Source organism: Raoultibacter phocaeensis (assembly GCF_901411515.1).
Lineage (GTDB): Bacteria > Actinomycetota > Coriobacteriia > Coriobacteriales > Eggerthellaceae > Raoultibacter > Raoultibacter phocaeensis.
Genome location: NZ_CABDUX010000001.1, coordinates 923,967 through 940,543, shown reverse-complemented (window position 1 = coordinate 940,543; position 16,577 = coordinate 923,967). Strand labels below are relative to the sequence as shown.

General features: G+C 53.0%; 17 protein-coding genes. 6 read left to right on the top strand and 11 right to left on the bottom strand.

Features of this window, described 5'->3' with window-relative positions; genetic code table 11:
* Window positions 1-47: 47 nt before the first annotated feature.
* Window positions 48-692, top strand: coding sequence for a hypothetical protein (locus FJE54_RS03740; protein WP_139651399.1), 645 nt, complete (start codon window positions 48-50; stop codon window positions 690-692).
* Window positions 693-908: 216 nt separating this feature from the next.
* Here FJE54_RS03740 and FJE54_RS03735 read toward each other — a convergent pair whose 3' ends face one another.
* A complete protein-coding gene (locus FJE54_RS03735) occupies window positions 909-1,865 on the bottom strand; it encodes a D-alanine--D-alanine ligase (RefSeq protein WP_139651398.1) in 957 nt (318 codons plus the stop codon).
* 454 nt (window positions 1,866-2,319) lie between these two features.
* Here FJE54_RS03735 and rlmN point away from each other — a divergent pair, with 454 nt between their 5' ends.
* Window positions 2,320-3,354: a dual-specificity RNA methyltransferase RlmN gene (gene rlmN / locus FJE54_RS03730; protein WP_139651397.1), complete on the top strand. Its 1,035-nt coding sequence runs from the start codon at window positions 2,320-2,322 to the stop codon at window positions 3,352-3,354.
* Window positions 3,355-3,440: 86 nt separating this feature from the next.
* On the opposite strand, the gene FJE54_RS03725 is transcribed toward rlmN, so the two are convergent.
* Entirely contained in the window at window positions 3,441-4,511 is a 1,071-nt protein-coding gene (locus FJE54_RS03725; protein WP_139651396.1) for a ParB/RepB/Spo0J family partition protein, read from the bottom strand.
* 52 nt (window positions 4,512-4,563) lie between these two features.
* Window positions 4,564-5,553 (bottom strand): ParA family protein, encoded by a 990-nt coding sequence (locus tag FJE54_RS03720; protein ID WP_369406381.1) that lies wholly within the window; start codon window positions 5,551-5,553, stop codon window positions 4,564-4,566.
* 204 nt (window positions 5,554-5,757) lie between these two features.
* Between FJE54_RS03720 and FJE54_RS03715 the strand changes: the two genes are divergently transcribed.
* Window positions 5,758-6,159, top strand: coding sequence for an endonuclease domain-containing protein (locus FJE54_RS03715; RefSeq protein WP_139651395.1), 402 nt, complete (start codon window positions 5,758-5,760; stop codon window positions 6,157-6,159).
* Window positions 6,160-6,285: 126 nt separating this feature from the next.
* On the opposite strand, the gene rsmG is transcribed toward FJE54_RS03715, so the two are convergent.
* From rsmG to FJE54_RS03675, 8 genes are all read right to left on the bottom strand, one after another.
* Window positions 6,286-6,978, bottom strand: coding sequence for a 16S rRNA (guanine(527)-N(7))-methyltransferase RsmG (gene rsmG / locus FJE54_RS03710; protein ID WP_139651394.1), 693 nt, complete (start codon window positions 6,976-6,978; stop codon window positions 6,286-6,288).
* 124 nt (window positions 6,979-7,102) lie between these two features.
* Window positions 7,103-7,660, bottom strand: coding sequence for a Jag family protein (locus FJE54_RS03705; protein WP_139651393.1), 558 nt, complete (start codon window positions 7,658-7,660; stop codon window positions 7,103-7,105).
* 66 nt (window positions 7,661-7,726) lie between these two features.
* On the bottom strand, window positions 7,727-8,515 hold the full coding sequence (locus FJE54_RS03700) for a YidC/Oxa1 family membrane protein insertase (protein ID WP_139651392.1): 789 nt from the start codon (window positions 8,513-8,515) through the stop codon (window positions 7,727-7,729).
* A 48-nt stretch (window positions 8,516-8,563) separates the two neighbouring features.
* Complete coding sequence (yidD, locus tag FJE54_RS03695; RefSeq protein ID WP_180326544.1) at window positions 8,564-8,806, bottom strand: membrane protein insertion efficiency factor YidD; 243 nt, start codon at window positions 8,804-8,806, stop codon at window positions 8,564-8,566.
* 9 nt (window positions 8,807-8,815) lie between these two features.
* Complete coding sequence (gene rnpA, locus FJE54_RS03690; protein WP_139651391.1) at window positions 8,816-9,154, bottom strand: ribonuclease P protein component; 339 nt, start codon at window positions 9,152-9,154, stop codon at window positions 8,816-8,818.
* A 15-nt stretch (window positions 9,155-9,169) separates the two neighbouring features.
* Window positions 9,170-9,304, bottom strand: a complete 135-nt coding sequence (gene rpmH / locus FJE54_RS03685) for a 50S ribosomal protein L34 (protein ID WP_041239173.1) — start codon at window positions 9,302-9,304, stop codon at window positions 9,170-9,172.
* 648 nt (window positions 9,305-9,952) lie between these two features.
* Window positions 9,953-11,581, bottom strand: coding sequence for a chromosomal replication initiator protein DnaA (gene dnaA / locus FJE54_RS03680; protein WP_139651390.1), 1,629 nt, complete (start codon window positions 11,579-11,581; stop codon window positions 9,953-9,955).
* A 176-nt stretch (window positions 11,582-11,757) separates the two neighbouring features.
* Window positions 11,758-12,513: an ATP-binding protein gene (locus FJE54_RS03675; protein WP_255467287.1), complete on the bottom strand. Its 756-nt coding sequence runs from the start codon at window positions 12,511-12,513 to the stop codon at window positions 11,758-11,760.
* Between the two features lie 1,104 nt (window positions 12,514-13,617).
* On the opposite strand from FJE54_RS03675, the gene dnaN reads away from it, so the two are divergent.
* Genes dnaN through FJE54_RS03660 form a run of 3 tightly spaced genes read left to right on the top strand, consistent with a single transcriptional unit; the run spans window position 13,618 to window position 16,474 of the window.
* Window positions 13,618-14,718, top strand: coding sequence for a DNA polymerase III subunit beta (gene dnaN, locus FJE54_RS03670; protein ID WP_139651388.1), 1,101 nt, complete (start codon window positions 13,618-13,620; stop codon window positions 14,716-14,718).
* 18 nt (window positions 14,719-14,736) lie between these two features.
* Entirely contained in the window at window positions 14,737-15,873 is a 1,137-nt protein-coding gene (gene recF, locus FJE54_RS03665; RefSeq protein WP_139651387.1) for a DNA replication/repair protein RecF, read from the top strand.
* Between the two features lie 37 nt (window positions 15,874-15,910).
* Window positions 15,911-16,474, top strand: coding sequence for a DUF721 domain-containing protein (locus FJE54_RS03660; protein ID WP_139651386.1), 564 nt, complete (start codon window positions 15,911-15,913; stop codon window positions 16,472-16,474).
* Window positions 16,475-16,577 lie beyond the last annotated feature (103 nt).

Here is a 16,577-nt window from a genome sequence, read left to right as displayed (position 1 = left end):
ACCGATGCGGCGCACGGATCGATCAGAGCCGACCACGAGGAGAAACCATGTCTGACATTCCCTATTTCGGAACCTACGCCCGGTTCAGCACGGCATCGAAGAAGGATGCGGCGGCACTCATCGGCGCAGACAACCTCGTCGGCGATATCTTCTCTATCGAATTCATCACCGAAGACGGCGTGCGCACCGCGTGGATGAAGAACCGCTTCGGTGCCCTCATGGGCTTCTTCGATCCCGGAACCTCGCGCGAATTGAGTTTGTACGAGGCGAAAGGGTACACGCTCCAAGCGCTCCTTTCATTCGTCGCGTACAGCGAATCACCTGATCCAGGCGAGTATTGGGGTGAAGCGGCGATCATTTGCTACGATCCCAACTTTGCGGAGGCGCTCGAATGTTTCACGGGAAACATTGCGGCGCGGCTTATGGACGGCATCCGCCCCGAAGTCGATTTAGGCGAACAGGGATTCGCAAAGGTGATCGAAAGCAACGGCACGTGGAAGCCGACGAAAACCGTTCCGTTTCCTTCGAAGAAGGCTGGCTCGGCTCTGCTGAAAACACGTCGCAGCATGTCGGAGAAGATGATCGAGCAGGGACGCAAAGGCAACAAGGGATGCTACCTTATAAGCTGGCTGTTCTTGCTCGCGCTCGTCGCCGGCGCAATGTTCGGCCTGAAATCGTGCGGAGTTTTCTAAACTCGCTTTGCTGATCATCGTGGTGCGGATTGGTTTCCGCAACGCACGGTCCGGTTTGCGCTTCCGCGCGGATGCGTACGCGGAAAAGATGTTCTCGCCGTTGATCGGTGACCAAGGGAACTAACTTGCGCTTCCGCGCGGGCGTGCGGACCGCTTGGGGATAGAAGGCCAGCCCGACCGCTTGAATGCTTTGCGGGTTGCGCCCCGTGCGCTTCCTTACCGCTCGAGCGCGAGTTTGATGAGCTTCGTGCAGAGTTCGGGGAAACTCATCCCCGCCGCTCGCCCCGCATCGGGAAGAAGCGATGTTCCCGTCATCCCTGGTATCGTATTCGTTTCGAGCAGCCAGAACGCTCCTTCGCTATCCAGAATAAAATCGCTGCGCGATACGCCTCTGCAGCCGAGCGCCTTATGCGCGTCAACGGCCATGCGCTGCACTTCAGCCGTTTGCTCGTCCGAAAGCGGCGCAGGGCACAGATGTTGCGATCCTCCCGGCGCGTATTTCGATTCGAAATCGTAGAATTCGTTTGTCGGAACGATCTTGATAACCGGCAGCGCTTCGGGCTCGTCGTTCCCGATCACCGCAACGGTGAATTCGTCGCCCTCGATATAGGTTTCGACGAGCACTTCGCTGTCGATCTCGAACGCCTTCTCGATAGCCGCCGCGATTTCCGCTTCACCCGTCACGATGAACACGCCGAGCGCGCTTCCCTCCGTCGCGGGTTTAACGACCGCACGCTCCCCCACCGCCGCCGTGATTGCTTTATGCGGCATTTCGTTTTCTACACGATCTGCGGCATACAGCGTGACGGAACGGGGCGTCCTCAAACCCGCCTGCTCGTAGAACACCTTCGACTTCGATTTATCCATGGCAAGGGCACTCGACCACACATCCGAACCGATGTAGGGCAACCCGATGATCTCGAGCATGCCCTGCATAGTGCCGTCTTCGCCGTATTTCCCGTGTAAGCAGAGAAATGCCACGTCGAAATCGCCTTCAATCAGCGCGACGAGGTCTTCCCTCTTTGCGGGATCGATGCTCGTAACGGGGAATCCCGCCTGTTCAAGCGCTTCTTTGGCACCCTCGCCCGATGCGAGCGATATCTCACGTTCCCCGCTTTTGCCGCCCGCGATCAACGCGACCTTGCACGTGTGAGGTGTGAAGGTTTTCGTCATGGACCCTACTCCATTCGTACTCTTTGCAATATCGGTATGCGATGCGGAGCGCTTCCCTGTCGGTTGAGGCACATGTTCGATGCATCGCCGATTCTCGTGCTGTGCACTGTTTGCTCGCCTTTCGCTCATCCCCAAATCTCACCTGATTCGCAAATACAGCACGGCAGCAGCAAACGGATGCAGTATAGCAAACTTTCACCTGTCGTCCTCATTTCCAAAAAGTCACCGTTCACATTCCGAAACTTTGGTGAGTATGCAAACCTTCGGATCCGTTCCGCGCTCCGCGTCATGTTTCGTATTGTGCTGAATAGCATTGCGTTTTTCATTCACCTCGGCTTTTGCGTTCTCATTCGTGCGCAACGACCCGCACACCAAAAAATGTTTCACGGGAAACATTTGCGCCCCGTTACCTCCTATGGAGCGAACCTGGCATGCGAACGTCTATAATGTTCTTATGGAACGCGACATCAAATCACTCGATCTAGACGAGCTCGCCGAACTCGTGCAATCGCTTGGACAGCCTGCATTTCGCACGAAGCAGCTGTTCCAGTGGCTGTACGGCCATCATGTGCGATCGTGGGACGAGATGACGAACCTTCCTGCCTCGTTGCGGTCCGAACTCGCCTCATCATATCCCCTGCGCACCGGCTCTGTAGTAAACCGCCAGGTGTCGAAAGACGAAACGCGCAAATACGTTATCGAATTCCACGACGGAGCGTGCGTCGAGACAGTTGCAATGCCGACGTTTTCGTCGGATGCCCCCGATAGGCTCTCGATATGCTTCTCTACCCAAGCGGGATGCGCGATGGGGTGCTCGTTCTGCGCGACGGGAAAAGAGGGGTTCACCCGCAATCTTACCATCGGCGAGATGATCGATCAGATCGTCATCGCGCAGCAGGACCTGGGTATGCGCGCGAGCAGCCTTGTCGCGATGGGCCAAGGAGAACCCTTCCTCAACTACGACAACACGATCGCCGCATTGCATATCGCGAACTCCCCCCAATCACTCAATATCGGTGCCCGTCATATCACGATTTCAACGTGCGGCATCTTGAAGGGCATTCAGAGCCTCTCTCACGAGCCGGAGCAGTTCACCTTGGCAGTTTCTCTCCATTCCGCAGAACAGCAGGTGAGAGACCGTCTCATGCCCTCGATGGCCTCTGTGCCGCTCGAGCGACTCAAGGAGGCGCTCAACGCGTATCGAGAGAAGACCAACCGGCGTGTCACGTTCGAATACATCATGATCCACGACGTCAACGATACAAAACAAGCGCTCGAGCATCTCGTTTCGTTTTGCAGCGGTATGCTCTGCCATGTAAACCTGCTGCCCATCAACGAGATCGTCGGAAGCCCTTATCATCCAAGTTCGAGCCGTACCATGAAACATTGGGTGGAAACGCTTTCCCGTAACGGAATCGAGACTACCGTCCGTCATTCCCGCGGTTCCGACATCGCAGGAGCATGCGGACAACTGAAGAATTCCCTTTGATACATTACGGTTCAACCAACCAGCGCATGAAAAAAGGCACCGAGCGAACACGACGGTGCCTTTCATGCGAACGAGAATCGGTAAAACTATTCGTTCTCTTCTTTGAATGACGTCATTGTAGCGAACAAACGTTCTAATTCTTCTTCATCTTTGAATTCAATCTCAATCTTGTTCTTACCCTGCACCGTTTTCACGCGCACGTTCGTGTTCAACGATTCGCGCAGTGCACGGGCAACCGATTTGAACACTTTCGGCGTCGGAACTCGTACCGGAGCTTCACCTTTATCCTGCTTGCCTGAGAACAAGCGGGCAAGGGTTTCCGCCTCGCGCACCGAAAGCTTTTCTTGCACCAGTTTCTCGGTGAGTTTCTCGCGGCCTTCCTTAGTCGGGATGGACAGGATGGCGCGCGCATGGCCCGCAGAAATTTTCTCTTCGAACAGAAGCTGCTGGGCATCTTCAGGAAGCTCGAGAAGGCGGAGCGAATTTGCTATCGTCGAGCGTCCCTTCGATACCGCTTGGGCAACATCGGATTGCGTCATCCCCTGGCGCTCCATGAGCCTGCGGTATCCGTACGCCTCTTCGATCGGATTGAGATCGGACCGCTGGATGTTCTCGACCAACGCGAGCTCGAGAGCTTTATCGTCGTCGGCCTCTTTGATCCTGATCGGAACTTTCTTCAGCTTGAGGAACCTGCATGCCTGCCACCTCCGCTCGCCGGCGATGATCTGATACTTGCCCTCGCTGATCGTACGGACGAGGATGGGTTGCAGCAATCCGTCCTTTTCGATAGAAGCCGCCAGTTCCTCAATCTCATCTTGTTTGAAGTTCGTGCGAGGTTGATCGGGATTTGGCTCGATCGCAAGCAGATCGACTTCGTCAACCCGTTTTTCTTTAACTTCCCGCGCCACAACTCCCTTTATGGTTACGTGGTCTTCCTCTTCCCCATACGGTTGAACACGTTTTTCTTCCGAACTTGATTCCGACCTCGCCGTTTTCGTCTGTTCTGTGGTCTTAACGGGAACTGGATCCTTCTCAACAGGAATCCGAACAGGCTGCTGTTCCTTCGGCTGAGTACGTTTTTCTCCCAACTCTTCTCCTGCATCTACCATCGTCCGCTGTTTCGATGCAGACGGTTCCGCAGGTATCGCCTCTTCCATGCTACCGCTCAAAAGGGAATTAAGTCCGCGGCCAAGACCGCTTTTGTTCTGTTTAGCCACGGTGAATCACTTCCTTAGCAAGTTCTATATAAGATTGGGCTCCTTTGCCCGTTGGGTCGTACTGTGTGATAGGCAATCCGTAACTCGGCGCTTCTGAAAGCTTGACAGTACGGGGGACAAGCGTATCGAAAACCGTTTTCCCAAAATACGATCTCACTTCGTCGACTACCTGGCGGGAAAGCGTGGTGCGGCCGTCGTACATGGTGAGAAGGACGCCATAGATATCCAAACTCGGATTAAGCAGGCTTTTGACACGTTTCATCGAATCGAGAAGTTTTGTCACGCCTTCGAGTGCATAGAACTCGCATTGTATGGGGATGAGGAGTTTATCCGCAGCAACTAGGGCATTGACGGTAAGCAAACCAAGCGAAGGCGGGCAGTCGATGAATATGAAGTCGTATTTACCGCGCAGCGAGCCGACGGCGTCTTTCAACCTGTTCTCTCGTGCCATCTCCGACACGAGTTCGACTTCTGCGCCGGCAAGGTTTATCGTTGCAGGAATTACATCCAAACCCTCGCACACGTCGGGAATAATCACTTCCTCAACGGGAGTCTGATTGAGAAGCACATCGTAAATGCAGTGTTCTACCTGGCTTTTTTCGATTCCCAACCCGCTTGAGGAATTCCCCTGCGGGTCTAAGTCGATCAAAAGCACCTGTTTGCCCATCTCGCCCAGCGCTGCAGAAAGATTGATGGCAGTCGTCGACTTCCCGACGCCACCTTTTTGATTGATTATTGCGAGAACCTTCGTCTGGCCAATCACGTGTTTTACTGGATCTTTCTCTTTGTACGTCTTCATAGGCTTGTGCGGTGCTGGCTCGATTGTTTCACGTGAAACATCGCGCTCTACCACCTCGACATCCTCAATATCGATTTCCTGAACCGACTGGTCGACTATGGAGCTTTGAGATTCGTCTTCATTTTCAGATGGGATAGTCTCTGCTGCCTTTTTTTCCCGTTTAAGACCATCGAATAAGCCCACGACGCCCCCTTTCCTATGTAATCTGCATCAGTATAGCGTAAACATTCTATTGGTAGTCGATAAGTACGATGTTTACGAATGTTTCACGTGAAACATTTTGTGTTTGAATTCGTGATCGAACGTAAATCAGGTAAGGTTTTGATCCCTATCGCATCATCGAAATGCAAGGTGTGTTTGCTACGATATAGGTGGAGGTGAGGTTTTATGGGGTTGCCACGAAAACGAAACTTATCGGTATTGGCTCATCAGCTTCGCGTAAGTGCAACGAGAGAGGAAAAGAAGCTTTGGCGTGATTTTCTGAGTACATATCCTATTCCTTTTAGACAACAGAAAGTCATCGGAGTATATATCGTCGATTTCTTTTGTAATAAAGTACGGCTTAGTATTGAGCTTGACGGTTCTCAACATTATGAAGAAACAGGACGCACCCGTGATATGTACAGGACTCGATATCTTGAACTTCTCGAAATCAAAGAGTTAAGATTCTCTAATTATGATATCTGGTTCAATTTCGAAAGTGTGTGCGAAACAATCCACAACGAAGTCACCGATCGACGAAACGACCTCGTTACACAATCGCTCGATCGGGTGAAAGACAAACGCTGAGCGCATTGTTTCACGTGAAACATCACTCTACATAGGAATTTAGAAACACATCAGTGTTTCACGTGAAACATGTAGTGCACCCGTGTACGCTGCGAGTGTTTCATGTGAAACACTCGCATGGATCCTCTAGAGCGGCTTCTTCTGAGCCATTCCAACTTTTCGTGGTAAACATAAACTCGGATACCCTGATTTTTCGAATACGATAATGCGTCGGTTTGTTATTTCATCGCTCAGCATGAAATTTCTATCATGTATTAACTTCATTCCAAGTTGCGTATGAAGAGATTTCACGTGCTGTAGTTCCTCGTCGCTCACATGCGCTTTATAGCAGATCAATTGTCCACCTTGCATTAGCAAGGGACTTGCTAATTCCATTAAGGAAGGAAGCGAGCTTAATGCTCGGGCAGTTAATACGGCAAACGAACCTTTCATTTCCTTCGAAAGGTCTTCAATTCTTTCGTCGTAACCGGTTATCTGACCTTCTAAACCAAGTTCCTCGATGATTGTTGATAGAATTGCAACTTTCTTCTTAACTGAATCGACGAGCATAGTCTGTCTGCCAGTCGCAATTGCCAAGGGAATTCCGGGGAAGCCGCCGCCAGTTCCCAAATCTCCGTATAAACCAGCTGGAGCGCTCTTTATTTCTTGAAGGCCGGATAGTGAGTCTTCAACATGGAGAAGCATTCCACTTTCGTATGTTTCGATCCGCGTCAAGTTGGTTGTCTTATTCGCCTCAATAACTTTGAGAAGATGCAATTCGATAAGACGATATTGATGTTCGTCCAATCCGTATTGGCAAAAAAGGGCAGGTGTATTCATAACGACAGCTCTCAATCAGGTTATATGCGGGTAGGACAAGGTTTCGGTTGTCGAATGTTTCAGGGCAAAAACAAAGGATGTTTCACGTGAAACATCCTTTGGTCAACATCATGGATTATTGTGGTTACTGAGGGATGATTACCACATGGCGCGCACTGCCTTCGCCTTCGGACGCGGTTTCCACCCGATCATCGTCGCGCAAGGTGATGTGGATAATACGGCGCTCATAGGGAGTCATGGGACGCAGTTTTATGCTGCGGTTCTGCCCAGCAGCGCGGTTAGCTGCCGAACGGGCGATCGACTCGAGTTTTTGGCGCTGACGGCTCTTGTATCCTTCGACATCAACAACGACCGGATAGCGGAAGCCCATTTTGCGCACAGTGACGGCCGATACCAAAAACTGCAGCGCATCGAGCGTCTTGCCGTGGCGTCCAATGAGAACGGCGAGATCGTCGCCGGTGATATCGAGGATAAGTTCGCCTTCGTCACCCTCATATTCGTCGATGGTCACTTCGCCGACGTTGAAGTACTTGAGAATATCCTGCAGAATAGCAATTGCCGTATCGGCGACGGCATCGAGTTCCTCGTCGCTCAGTTCGGGAATTCCACCATCGTCGACTGGATTACCCTCTTCGGTATCTTCTTCTTCGAAATCAACGTCTTCGAGAATCTCTTCCGCCATGTCAACGCTCCTAACTGTATGAAAGCATATTATATGCCAACACCTGCTACAGGTGCGGTCTTCGCGTTACTTGCCCTTCTTGGTGGGGCGCGGTTTCTTCACCTTGCGGGTAACGTCGACCTCAATAGGCTTGACTTCGACGTTTTCCGCGGCCTCGGCGTCGCGCTTCTTCATGATGCGCATCGAAATCTGCTGCTGAGCGACTCCGAGCAGCGAAGAGGTACCCCAGAACAGAAGCACGCCTGCAGGTGAATTCCAGCTGATCCAAAGCATGAAGATGCTCATGACGCCGCTCATGATGAGCATCTGTTTCTTCTGGGCTCCTTCGTTGCCGCGCTGCTGCAGCACCATGGGGAGGAATGTTGCCCCTGCGAAGATAACCATGAGGATGACGTAGGGTATGAAGGTCATGATACCTTCGGCGAACGCCTGGCTCGGCGTGGTGATGAGGCTCGGAACCAGATTGTAGAATTCATAGGACGAACCGTGGGTACGAGTTCCCATCTCCTGAAGCACTTGGAACAACGCGATAAAGATAGGCATTTGCAACAGCATCGGAAGGCAGCCGGCAAGCGGGTTGAACTTCGCTTCGGCGTAGAGCTTCTGCATCTCTTCCTGTTGGCGAACAGGGTCGTCAGCGAATTTCTTCTGTATCTCCTGCATAAGGGGTTGGACCTTCTGCATCTGATACGAGGATTTAGTTTGCTTGTGCATCAGGGGGGAGATGAGGATGCGGAAAATGACGGTAACGATGATGATGGCCATGCCCCAGTCGCCGCCGCCCGCTTCACCTCCGAGAAGGTTGTAGAAGAACTCGATGATCCAAAAGATTAGATCCTTAAATGCATCCCACATATTCGGTAATCCTTCCTATATACCAAAGAAACCCCTGATCAAATGCCATTATGGCACAGGATCATACCCGTGGGGGCCTCCCGGACGACAACGTAATATCCTCTTTGCGGTAAGTTTGAATCCTTTGAAAAAACCGTACCGTTGGAACGCAATTATTCCGTACTGAGAACAAGTTGGTTCGAATCGGCAACATGAGGGGAACAACGGGGAGATTGCAGCTTGATAGAACGTAATGAGAAAGACCGCGACACGGCACGGAACCTTCTGTATAAAACGTACTATCTTATCCATCTCACAACCTTATTGAGAGGTTTGGAAGCCAGCGCCGCTCAGGGCCTTTTCACATGCACCGAGCACTTTACTATACTTCGCTTGGGTTGTTTGCCGTTTCGCGAGAAATATCACATCGTAGTCGGGCCACGGTCCGCCGAGCTCGCGGCAGATCGCCCTCATTCGGCGCTTTGCCCGATTTCTCCAAACCGCGTTACCAAGCTTTTTACCTGCAACAAAAGCAACACGACCTGCTTGGCCGTGTTGCTCTGCGTTTCGCAATACAATCAAGGTTGCAAAGGGAGTACTCAAACGCTTTCCATGCGTGAAAAGATAGGACACTTCGGTGCTGGATTTGATGGTTTCCAACACGGGATCCTATCGTTACACGCAGAGGCGCTTGCGTCCCTTTGCGCGGCGTGCAGACAAGACGGCGCGGCCGCCCTTTGTCGACATACGTGCACGAAAACCGTGGCACTTCGCACGCTTACGAGTGTTAGGCTGATAAGTGCGCTTCATTTCACAATCCCTTCATGGTTCAAGAGTAACTTCCAAAGTATATACCGAAGGCAAGCAAAGTCAAGCCATTTACGCAGGTAATTCTGCATAGTTTCACGTGCTGGCACCAATCCAACGAGCGTATCCAGCATCTAGTAGCCTGCCGACGGGGAACCTCTAGATGTGGGTTGAAAAAGGCAATTACAAGAGCTGGTTAGAGGTCACTGAGGTCGAGGGCGATCAAACGGGTTGCATCGGAGTCACGTTGATCGAATGGGTTGAACGGGTTGAGCAGATCAACTTGACTAGAAGACCACATACGACGAAGAGTCAAGAGAAAGCAGACCAGGCTAATTGACCCGGCCCGGATTGTCCAAGCAACCAAAGCATGCAGAGCGGATCGACCACCTATTGTTTCCCCCGTGCTCTTTACTATATCTATCTTATTTATAATCTGATAACAACAATAATAAGGACGGTGGAATTGTTGAAAACTACCATTGTCGCAGATGATATGCTTGAAAGTGAGTTTTCGAACATGTTGAGAACGGGCTCCCGCTTCCCACACGTTTTATCGCTTTGATTATCACTACCCTGCTATCAAGAGGTTTTGCACGGGTTTTAGCACCCAAGGCAAGCCTGCGGAGAAATCCTAAAACGCCCGACGCCCTATATCTCGCGGATGAGCTGTTTAAGCGCTTCGAGCTCCTCGCGCAACTCCCTGCTCTCCTTCAGCTTCTCTTCGACGTTCGTAACCGAGTACATGACCGTGCTGTGGTCGCGGTTGAACTGCTTTCCGATATCGTTGAAAGGCAGGTCGAGCAGCTGCCGACACAGGTATATCCCAATCTGACGTGCGTAAATGATGTTGCGGGTGCGCTTCTTGCCGATGAGCTCGGCGTGACTTATCTTATAGAACGTCTCGACTTCCTTCTGGATGTCGGCGATCGTAAGGCGCTTAGAGGGACCGCCCGAGAAATGGTTCTCGAGCAGGTGGCGCACGTCATCGAGGTTCAGGTCGGGTTGGTTGAAGAACGTCATCTGATATATGACCTTCGTCACGGCGCTCTTGAGTTCGCGGATGTTCGAACTCGAACTTTCGGCGATGTAGAGTTGTATGTCTTCGGGCATGGTGAGTTCGCGAATACCTTCGTTGACCTTGTATTCCTCGACGAAGCTCTTCACGATTCCGAGTTTCGTTTCGATCTCGGGGGGCTGGATGTCGAAGGTACCGCCCGAGTTGAACCGGCTTTTATACCGCTCGTCTATGTCGATGTTCTTGGGCGCACGGTCCGCCGACAGCACGACCTGCTTTCCCTTGCTTGTGAGCTTGTTGAATATCTGGAAGACGATATCGAGCGTCTGCTTTTTGCCTTGCAGATACTGCACGTCGTCTATGAGCAGCACGTCGGCGTCTTCGTAGCGCGTTTTGAAGTTCTTGTAGCTCGACTTCTCCTTGTCGTGGGCAGCCGACGCTTCCATATAATCGCTCAGGAGTTCGGCCGAATCGACGTAGATGGTAGAGAGGTGGGGGAGCGTTTCGATGATGTAGTTCTGGATGGCGCGCAGAAGGTGCGTCTTTCCAAGCCCGCTCTTGCCGTAAATGAACAAGGGATTGAGATGGGCTTTACCAGGCATTTCAGCAACCGCGACCGCCATCGAATACGCCATGCGGTTGGAATCTCCGATGACGAAGTTCTCGAACGTCAAGCTCGACGTCGGTTTTCCGAGCTCGTCGACGTCGGTACCTGCACCGCTCTGCAAGCCGCCGGCGTACGAAGCGATTTCCTTCGTATCGAGTCCGTTTGCTGGGGAAGCAGTCTGCGGCGCATCGGCTCCGTGAGAGAGCGGCGGCGTGGATCCCGAAAACCCGGCTGCGAAAGAGGATGCTCCGGCTGAAGCCGTTGAGGAGATTGCAGACGGGGTCGCTTGTACGGGTGCGGATTTCTGGGGTGCACGCTCAACCTGCTCCGCCGATACACATGCGGAGGAGGCCACAGTTGGGGCAGAATCGTTTCGAACGATAGGTTGAGCTGCGGAAACATCGACCTCGATGACAACGGTAAACGGAAGATCGTTCAAATCGAGCAGCGCTTGCTTGATGACCTCGACGTAGTGCTTCTCGATCCATGTTTTGATGAAATCGTTGTCGGCGGTGAGCATGAGGAATCCATCGCTCATTGCCTGAGGATGCAACCTCGAGAAGAACGCGTTGATTTGGGTCGGGTCGATGTTGTTGTAACCCTTCACCTGGGAGCAGATGCGCTCCCACTCCTTTTCGAGCATTTCGCTATCCATGCCATTCATCCTCTACCGTAGTGTCGGGTCCGACCCGCCAAAGCGCCGCCGCGGTACGTTTGGATTCGGCACGTACGGATCCGAGAAGCGTATGTGAAACCCCTCGGCGGCGGAGTGCAACAGATTATACACGCACGAAGCGATTGTACTGAAAATACGCAGAGCGGGCAAAGAACTTACAGCGAACTGGCTACTTGGTAGCCTATGTCGGTGAGGATGCGCTTCTGGCCGACCGTCTTTTCGATGAGTCCGTATTCCTCGAGTTTCTTCAGCGTCACATACGTGCTCGATTGGGCGATACCGGTCAGGTTGACCAGGTCGGTTACGCCGAGCGCTCCCTCATGGAGGAAGTAGGGAAGGAACTCTTTTTCACGTGCGCTCAAAGGAGGAGTAAGCGGCTCTATCGTGGGCTGGTGGCGATCGTTCGCAGGCGGCGTCAAGCTCACAGTGACAACCGAGCCAGATTCGAGGTTGTCTTCGATGGTGATGGTGCCGTTGGAGAAGTCGAGGTAGTCCTTTACGATGGGCAATCCCGAGCCGACGCCGCGTATGTAGCGTTTCATCGGCTCGATTGCCGATGAAAATCCGGGGAGTTGAGCTTTTTCCTTATGGGCGATGCCCGGACCTTGATCGGAGAACCGGATAGTTTTGCCTTGGTCGAGGATGGAAACGATGATCTCGGCGAACTGTGCGTGAATGAAGTTCTCGGACACTTCGCGGATGACGGTGTAGGGGATGGTTCCCCCCGCGAGCTTCGCTTGCTCGTATATTTTCGAAGCAAGGTTCTCGATGAATTCCGCCGTGGTAGCCGGTTGAATTTCGATGACGCGGGGAGCGCTCCTGAGATCATCGTACACCGCAATGCGCGCGATGGTTTCAACGAATGCGTAATCAAAATTCGCTTTCGTATCATCAGCGAATTTAGAAGAGATGTTCTGGTTTGTCGATTCCGTATTCAGGAATATTCCTCAGTTTTTTCAGCGGGTGTCTTAAAATTATTCAGCATTTTTCAATGCTTTTCACGCAATTTAGAAGCATTTTAGCATTATCGGGGTAATACGGTGCATATTCAACGATGTATTCAGAATTCTTCAAAGCAGAAACAATGGATTACAGGCACTTTTCCGACTTATCCACTTTTTATTCAAAAATTGTTGAAAACTCGGAAAACGCATCGTGAAAATTCTGAAACCGAGTGAAGAAAACAGAGCAAATTGTTGAAATTCGTCCTTGACAATTACGTAAATCAAGTTTTCCCAGATGGTGAAAATTAGCCTTGTCCAAATATCAAATCTTTGTTCGCTTTTTTGCTTTTACGGTGAGTTTTTAAATCATTATAAGCTGCTGTGAATAAAATAATACCTGATCAATGGCGTGTTTTAAGAGAAAACAACGGTGATACACCACAAAGGTGTTGATGTAAAGATTTTCAAAAATGGTTGCTTGACTTTACGTGAAAGTAGAGATTTCCACAGGGTTGCGCGAATGAAAAAATAGTTTTCCCCATTTTCCACAACGTAGACGATGAGAATTGTTGAAAACTAGGTAAGGGAGGTACCTGTTTCTTTCTTTTCATGGAAGAAAGAAACAGTTGGGCCGGTACGGAAGCAACCAAGCGGGTGGTGCGAAAAACCGCTCGGGTAAAACGGGTGCGGACCGCAATTCGAGAACGGGAATGAGAATATCGAGGGAGCCCTGCGGCCCAGCCCGTATGAGGGCTGGGCGGAATAGGTCGCAAGGTGAACCCCGCGCGGTTTGCCCGCGCGAGGCCGGACGCGGCCCGCATGCCGCATGCCGCGACCGCCACAAATTGCGCGTGCCACATGCCATGCGTACCATATTGCACGCAGCCCGCGGTTCCCACCCGCAGCCGGATTTGCCCGCGCATGCTGCCCCGACCGCCGCGCGCCCATCCGTCCCGCTCGGGTTCATCCCGGGCGGTTCGAGATGGTTTGGAAGCGCAGATTGCCGAATCGTATCGCGCAGACGCGCGATATTTGAGATACTAGGGAAAAGAAGAGCGAAAGGGAGCCGCAGTGAAATTCAGCATAAACCAATCCGAGTTGCAAAACGCACTGTCGATCGTCATGAAGGGCGTTTCAACCCGCTCCACCCTGCCGATCTTGTCGGGCGTGTATATTCAGGCCCGCAACGATTCCCTTACCATGCAAACGACTGATCTCGAGCTGTCGATCCAGTACACCGTCGATGCGCTCGTGGAGGAAGAGGGCGAGACGGTGGTGCCGGGCAAGCTGTTCGGCGAGATCATCAAAAACCTTCCCGACGCTGCCGTCCATGTGGCAGGTAACGAAGAAGCGGTCGTTGTGACCTGCGACGCTGCTTCGTTCTCTCTGAAAACGCTCGACCCGCAGGATTTCCCTGGCTTTCCCGCCGTCGACGTGCATCAGAGTATCAACATCCCGTTTGACCAGTTCTCTTCCATGGTCAAGCGCGTCGCTCGCGTCGTCTCCAAGGACGAATCGCGCGCGATCCTCACCGGTGTGCTCATTACGCTCGAAGACAAGCTGCTCAAGATGGTGGCCACCGATTCCTACCGTTTGGCGGTAACCGAGGCCGAGGTGCCTGACGACATGGCGGGCGAGTTCAATGCGGTCATCGCAGGTTCGTTCATGCAGGATATCGCCGCGCTTCCGAAGACCGACGAGCCGGTTTCGCTTTCGCTCGCCGATAACCAGATCGTCGTGAAGTACGCGAACACGGTATTCGTGAACCGCCGCATCGAAGGCAACTTCCCGAACTACAAACAGCTGCTTCCCGACGGATACGTAACCCGCGCGGCGCTCGACGTGGGCCACCTCGTCGCTGCGGTCAAGCGCGCTTCGCTGCTCAGCAACACGGCGACGCCGGTGAAGTTCGACATCAACATCGACTCTCAAACCACGCTGCTGTCGAGCACAGCCCAGGATGTCGGTTCGACGCAGGAAACGCTCGCGTGCGAAGCCGAGGGCGAGGATGTCGAGATCGCGTTCAACTACGCGTACCTGCTCGACGGGCTCAACGCGGTCACGACGGGTAAGGTCTACCTCGAAGCGCAATCGTCGATGAAGCCGGGCATATTCAAAGCAGAGGAAAGCGAGAATTTCCTCTACCTCGTCATGCCTGTGCGCATTTCATAGGAAACAGAGAAGCCGCCCATGAGCGATACTCCCGATACGTCGGACCTTCGCATCGCGTCGGTCGGTTTCACGCATTTTCGGAACTACCCGTCGTTTGCGCTCAATGATATCGGGCCGCTCACGGTGTTCGTTGGCAGAAACGCAGTGGGGAAGACCAACATCGTCGAGGGGATCGAACTTCTCACGGCGTTGTCGTCGTTTCGCAATCCTACGGCGCGCCAGATGGTCGAGTGGGGAGCCCAGGAAGCGAAGCTTTCCGCCTCGTTCAAAAGCGCCACGCGCGATCTTACCCTCGAGCTGCGCGTTTCCGAAGGGAAGCGCGGCTATGCACTCAACGGCAAGCCGAAGAAAATCCAAGCGCTCAAAGGGTTGCTTCCCTCGGTGGCCTTCACGCCCGACGACCTCGACCTCGTCAAAGGGTCGCATGGGGGAAAGCGCGCTGCGCTCGATGCACTGGGATCCCAGCTCTCGCCGAACTACTACGTAATTAGAAAAGACTATGAGAAGGTGCTGCAGCATAAGAACAAACTGTTGAAAGACGAGGGTCCTGCACCGTATCTCGATGCGCTCGATCAGACGCTGCTCACGGTCGGAACGCAGCTGTACTGCTATCGCAGCTCGCTGTTCGCGAAGCTCGCCCGCGTGATCGAGGGCTACTACCGCGATATCACCGGCGGCCGCGAATCCATCCAGGTCGCTTACGTTCCCTCATGGGAAGAACACGATCCCGAAAGCACTGCGTCGTTTGTGGTCGATAAATCAGAAGCCGCCGTCCGTCTCGAAGCTGCGCTTGCCGCCCGACGCGAAGAGGAGCGCCGTCGTCGCCATGCAGTCATCGGGCCGCATGCCGACCATGTGGAATTTTTCATCGGGGGTAAGAATGCGCGCGTGTACGGAAGCCAGGGCCAGCAGCGTTCGATCGTACTCAGCTTCAAACTTGCTGAAGTGTCACTCATCCAGGATATGCTCGATCAGAAACCCGTGCTCTTGCTCGACGATGTGATGAGCGAGCTCGACGCCGAGCGCCGAGGTGCCCTGATAGGGTTCATATCCGGAGACATCCAGACCTTCATCACCACCACGAACCTGCAGTATTTTTCCGATGACATGCTCTCGCAGGCGCGCATCGTCGAGCTCGGGGGTGCCGGGCAATGAAAAACGCTGCGTCCGCCGCGCGTCGAAGGCGGCCTTCATGAAGAAGCTCTCCAAAAGCATGCCCTCAGCGCTCAGGGATATGGGCGGCAAAGACGCCGACGCCGCGCGCATCGCCCGCCGCACGGCGGCGGTTCAGCAGATGTGGGCCGAGGCGGTGGGAGCCATGTGGCGCAACCCCGATGCAGCTGGCATGATCCTATCCCATACGAACGTCGTGGGTATCGTCGAAGAAGAGAACCATCGGGGCGAGCGCTACAAGAAGCTGTTCGTCTATGTGGACGACAGCATCGTGCTCACCGAGCTCAACGCGCTGCGCGAGCGCATTAAGCTCTTGTTCCTTACGAAATTCCAGGAAGATGTGCAGGAGTTCGACATTCGCATAGCGCGCGGCAACCGCAAAAAGGATCACCCCTACAAAGAAGAGGAACCGCCGCACTACATCGATACGACGCGTGCGGTGCCGCTTTCGAACGCCGAGCTCGCCGACGTGGAAAGCCGCGTCTCTGCTATCGAGAACGAAACGCTGAAGCAGTCGCTCCGAAAGGCGATGATCGCTGATTTGCAGTGGAAAAAGGGTAAAACCGATAAAAATGACAACTAAAGAGCTTATCGGCTCTTGTGTACGTTCTCTGTAGCCTTAAACGCGCTCAAAAACGATTTCGTCTTACTACTATATATGGTATAATTTGCAGGTTGTCATACCA